Origin of the sequence: Streptomyces sp. SPB074 (assembly GCF_000154905.1) — a bacterium.
Taxonomy (GTDB): domain Bacteria; phylum Actinomycetota; class Actinomycetes; order Streptomycetales; family Streptomycetaceae; genus Streptomyces.
In genome coordinates this window covers 253,192-257,734 of sequence record NZ_GG770539.1, presented here as the reverse complement: position 1 = coordinate 257,734, position 4,543 = coordinate 253,192, and the positions used below count along the sequence as shown (strand labels likewise).

The following is a 4,543-nucleotide window of genomic DNA, read 5'->3' as shown; positions in this document are numbered from 1 at the left end:
TCGACGGCGTGGCGCTGCGGCCCCTGCCGACGGCGGATCAGACGCGCGAGGAGGAGCCCGGGCAGCCCCGGACGGTGGTCCTCGTCCCGAGGCTGGGCGAGGCCGCGCCGCCGGACCCGTCGGTCGCTTCGGACGAGGGGACGACCTGGGTGTTCCACACGGCCGCCGCCCGGCCCCTCGCGGAAGCCCTCGCCCGCACCGGCGGGACGACGAGGATCGCCCTCCCCGCCGACGGCACGCCTCCCGCCGTCCCCGAGGAGACGCCCGACACGGTCTACTGGCTCGCCACGCACGACCCCGCCGCACCCCTCCCGGGACCGGGCGCCGACCCGGCCACGCTGGGCCTGTTCCGGCTGCTCAGGACGCTCCTCGGCCGGGGCGCCGGGAGCCGGGCGCTCACCCTCAAGGTCGCGCTGTCCGGCGCCGTCTCCGAGGGGGAGCGGGGACCCGCCCAGCCGCACAGCGCCGGGCTGATCGGCCTGACGCGGTCGGCCGCCGCCGAGTACCCCAAATGGCGCGCCGGCTGCGTCGACCTCCCCCCGGAGGGGACCTCGCCGGAGGAGTACGCCCGCCTGCTGCGCGCCGAACCCTGCGCCGAACCCCTCGTCGTCCTGCGCGGCGGCCGCAGGCTGGTGCGCGGGCTGGCACCGGCCCCCGCCCCGCACCCGGCGGGCACGGACCACGCCCCGGGCTTCCGCGAGAACGGCGCGTACGTCGTGATCGGCGGCACGGGCGGCATCGGCTCCGCGCTCGCCCGCCACCTCGCCCGGACCCACCGGGCGCGCCTGGTCCTCGTCGGGCGCCGGGCGCAGGACGCCTCAATCCAGGCGCTGCTCGACGAACTCGGCGCGCTGGGCGGCCGGGCCTCGTACGTGCGCGGCGACCTCGCCGACCCCGCCGCCGCGCGGCGGATCGTCACCGAGGCACGGGAACGGACCGGCCGCGTGGACGGTGTCTTCCACAGCGCCCTGGTGCTGCGCGACAGCACCCTCGCCGCCATGGACGAGGACACCTTCCTCGACGTCCTGGCACCCAAGACGAGCGGCCTGGTCGCGCTGGCCGCCGCGCTGGAGGAGGAGCCGCCGGACTTCCTGGTCTGCTTCTCCTCGGCGATCTCCTTCACCGACGCGCCGGGACAGGCCAACTACGCGGCGGCCAGCACCTTCGAGGACGCCTTCGCCGGACACCTGCGCGCGCGCTCCTTCCCCGCCACCGTGCTGAACTGGGGATTCTGGGGCAGCGTCGGCGTGGTCGCGCAGGAGCGGCGGGTCGAGCGGTTCGCCGAGCTGGGCATCGGCTCGCTGGAGCCCGCCGAGGGCATCGCGGCGCTCACCCGCGTCATCGAGGCGGGACACCCCCAGGCGGTCGTCGTGAAGGGCACCCCGCGCGGCCTCGCCCTCCTCGGTGCCGACGCCGGGGACACCGCGGACCCCCTGAGCGGGGCCCGCGCCGGGTTCGCCGAACTGGAACGCCTCGCCGCGCACCTCAGCCGCGCCCGGCTGCTCGCGACGGACGGAACCGGGAGCACCGCCCTGACCCGGTGGGACGGCGCGCACCCCGAAGGCAGCCCCGGCGCGCGGCTGGTCCGGGCCCTGGAGGACCTGCTGGAACGCGCGGGCCGCGAGAGCGCCCCGGTGGACGGCCTCCTGGACCGCCACCCGGCCATGCGCCCGCACGTCACGCTGCTGCGGCGCTGCGTCGACGCCCTGCCGGACGTGCTCGACGGCTCCCGCCCGGCCACCGACGTGCTCTTCCCGGGCGGCAGGGTGGACCTAGTCGAATCCGTCTACCGGGGCCAGCCGCTGTCCGACCACCACCACCGGCTCATGGCGGCGGAGACCGTGGCGGCCCTCCGGCGCCACCGGGCGGCCGGGCGCCCGCTGCGCGTCCTGGAGATCGGCGCGGGCACCGGCGCCGGCACCGCGTTCGTCCTCGACGCCCTCGACGAGGCCCTGGCCGCCGGGGACGCCCCCGCGGTGTCGTACACCTACACCGACGTCTCGCCCGCCTTCCTCGCGCACGGGGAGCGGGAGTTCGGGCCGGGGCGCGCCTACCTGTCCTTCCGCGTCCTCGACATCGAACGCCCGCCCACCGCCGAGGACCGCCCGCCGCAGGGCTACGACCTGGTGCTCGCCACCAACGTGCTGCACGCCACGGCCGACATCGCGCGCACCCTGGAGCACGTGCGCGCGCTGCTCGCGCCCGGCGGCGTCCTGCTGGTCAACGAGGTGACGCGGGCCTCCGACTTCCTGACCCTCACCTTCGGCCTGACACCGGGCTGGTGGGCGTTCCGGGACGCGGAGCGCAGGCTCGCGCACACCCCTCTGCTCGGACCCGACCAGTGGCGGCGGGAGCTCACCGCGAGCGGATTCGGGCCGGTCCGGACGCTGGGCGCGCCCGGGACACCCGCCGAGCGCGGGGACCAGTGCGTGTTCGTGGCGGAGGCGGCCACGGAGGCCGCCGCGACGCTCACCGAGACCTCCGTCGCTCTCGACGGCGCGTACGCGCGCGCGTACGTACGCGGCGTCTTCGCCGAGGTGCTCAAGTTCGATCCCGCCGCCCTCGCGGACGACGTCACCTTCGAGAACTACGGAGTCGACTCGCTGGTCAGCCTGCGCATCATCAACCGGTTCGAGGAGGACCTGGGGGAGCTGCCCGCGACGCTCCTCTTCGAGAAGCTGACGATCGCCCGGCTGGCCGACCACTTCCTCGACGCACACGGCCCGGCCCTCGCCCGGCTCGCCACCCCGGCGCCCCCGCGCACCGAGACGTCCCCGAGCGCCGCACCGGGCCCGGCGCACACCACCGAACCAACGACACCGGCCGCCGCACGCCCGACGACGACCGCTGGGAGCCCGGCGGGGGCCGCTGAACCCCTGTCACCGGCCGCCGCACGCCCGTCACCGGCGCCCGCCCCGCCCGCGCCCCCGGCCCCCGCCGCCAGTGGTGACATCGCCGTCATCGGAGTGAGCGGACGCTACCCCGGCGCCCCCGGCCTGGACGCCTTCTTGGGACAACCTCGCCTCCGGCACCGCGTCGTTCACCGAGGTACCGGCCGAACGCTGGGACTGGCGGCCCACGTTCGACGCCCGGCGCGGCACCCCCCAGCGCACGTACAGCCGCTGGGGCGCCTTCCTGGACGGCATCGACCGCTTCGACCCCGCCTTCTTCGGCATCCTCGGCCGCGACGCCGCGCACATCGACCCCCAGGAACGGCTCTTCCTGGAGACCGTCTGGAACCTCCTGGAGGAGAACGGCCACCTCGGCAGGACCACCCGGGAGCCCGACACCGGCGTCTTCGCCGGGGTCATGTACGGCACCTACGGGCAGCTCGCGGCCACCGGCTGGCCGGGAGGACGCCTCTCCGGCGCCCACTCCGCGCACTGGTCGATCGCCAACCGGGTGTCGTACTTCTTCGACTTCCAGGGCCCCAGCATCTCCGTGGACAGCGCCTGCTCGTCCTCGCTCACCGCCGTCCACCTGGCCTGCGAGAGCCTGCGGCGCGGCGAGTGCCGCACCGCCGTGGCCGGCGGCGTGAACCTGATCCTCCACCCCGCCCACCACGTGTCCCTGAGCGCGCTCAACATGCTCTCGGCCGACGGCACGTGCAAGGTGTTCGACGCGGGAGCCGACGGTTTCGTGCCCGGCGAGGGCGTCGGCGCCGTCCTGCTCAAACCGCTGGAGCGCGCCATCGCCGACGGCGACCGGATCTGGGCGGTCGTCAAGGGCGGCGGCATGAACGCGGGCGGCAAGACCGGCGGCTACACCGTGCCCAACCCCAACGCGCAGGCCGCCCTGGTCCGCCGCGTCCTGGAGGGCGCCGGGGTGGCGCCAAAGACGGTGTCGTACGTGGAGTGCCACGGCACCGGCACCGCGCTCGGCGACCCGATCGAGATCGCCGCGCTCGGCCAGGCACTCGACGGCTCCGGCCGCCGGGACCGCTGCGCGGTGGGCTCGGTCAAGTCCGCCATCGGCCACCTCGAAGGCGCGGCCGGGATCGCGGGACTGACGAAGCTGCTGCTCCAGTTCCGCCACGGCCGGCTCGCGCCCTGCGTCGGCCTCGACCGCCTCAACCCCAAGATCGATTTCGACGCGGCGGCACTGGAACCGGTCCGGTCGCTCACCGACTGGCCCCCCGCGCCCGGCGGCGGCCCCCGGCGGGCCGGGGTCAGCTCCTTCGGCGCGGGCGGCGCCAACGCCCACCTGATCCTTGAGGAGTACGTCCAGCCCGAGGAGACCGCCCCGGAGCCTTCCGGGCCGCAGCTCTTCCTGCTGTCGGCGCGCTCCACCGAGCGCCTGCGCGTCCACGCGGGCCAGGTGGCCGACCACCTCGGCACCCCGGAGGGCGCCAGGACCCCGCTCGCCGCGCTCGCCCGGACCAGCCAGACCGGCCGCCGCCACTTCGCGGAACGGCTCGCGGTGGTGTGCTCCGGCACGGAACACCTCGCCGCCCTGCTCCGCTCCTACGCCGGCACCGGCTCCGCCACCGAAGACGGCCTCCGCACCGGCCGGGCGGCCCCCGGCGGGGACGGCCGGGGGGACG

At 76.2% G+C, this 4,543-nt stretch carries 1 protein-coding gene and 2 pseudogenes; all 3 read left to right on the top strand.

What is annotated here, in order from left to right:
• Positions 1 to 8 precede the first annotated feature (8 nt).
• Positions 9 to 2,645 (top strand): annotated as a pseudogene (locus tag SSBG_RS35950) (SDR family NAD(P)-dependent oxidoreductase); the annotation flags it as partial.
• Positions 2,646 to 3,066: 421 nt separating this feature from the next.
• A pseudogene (locus SSBG_RS34010) lies at positions 3,067 to 3,630 on the top strand (polyketide synthase); the annotation flags it as partial.
• Positions 3,631 to 3,735: 105 nt separating this feature from the next.
• On the top strand, positions 3,736 to 4,543 hold an 808-nt coding region (locus SSBG_RS34005; protein WP_324603594.1), incomplete at its 3' end, for a ketoacyl-synthetase C-terminal extension domain-containing protein.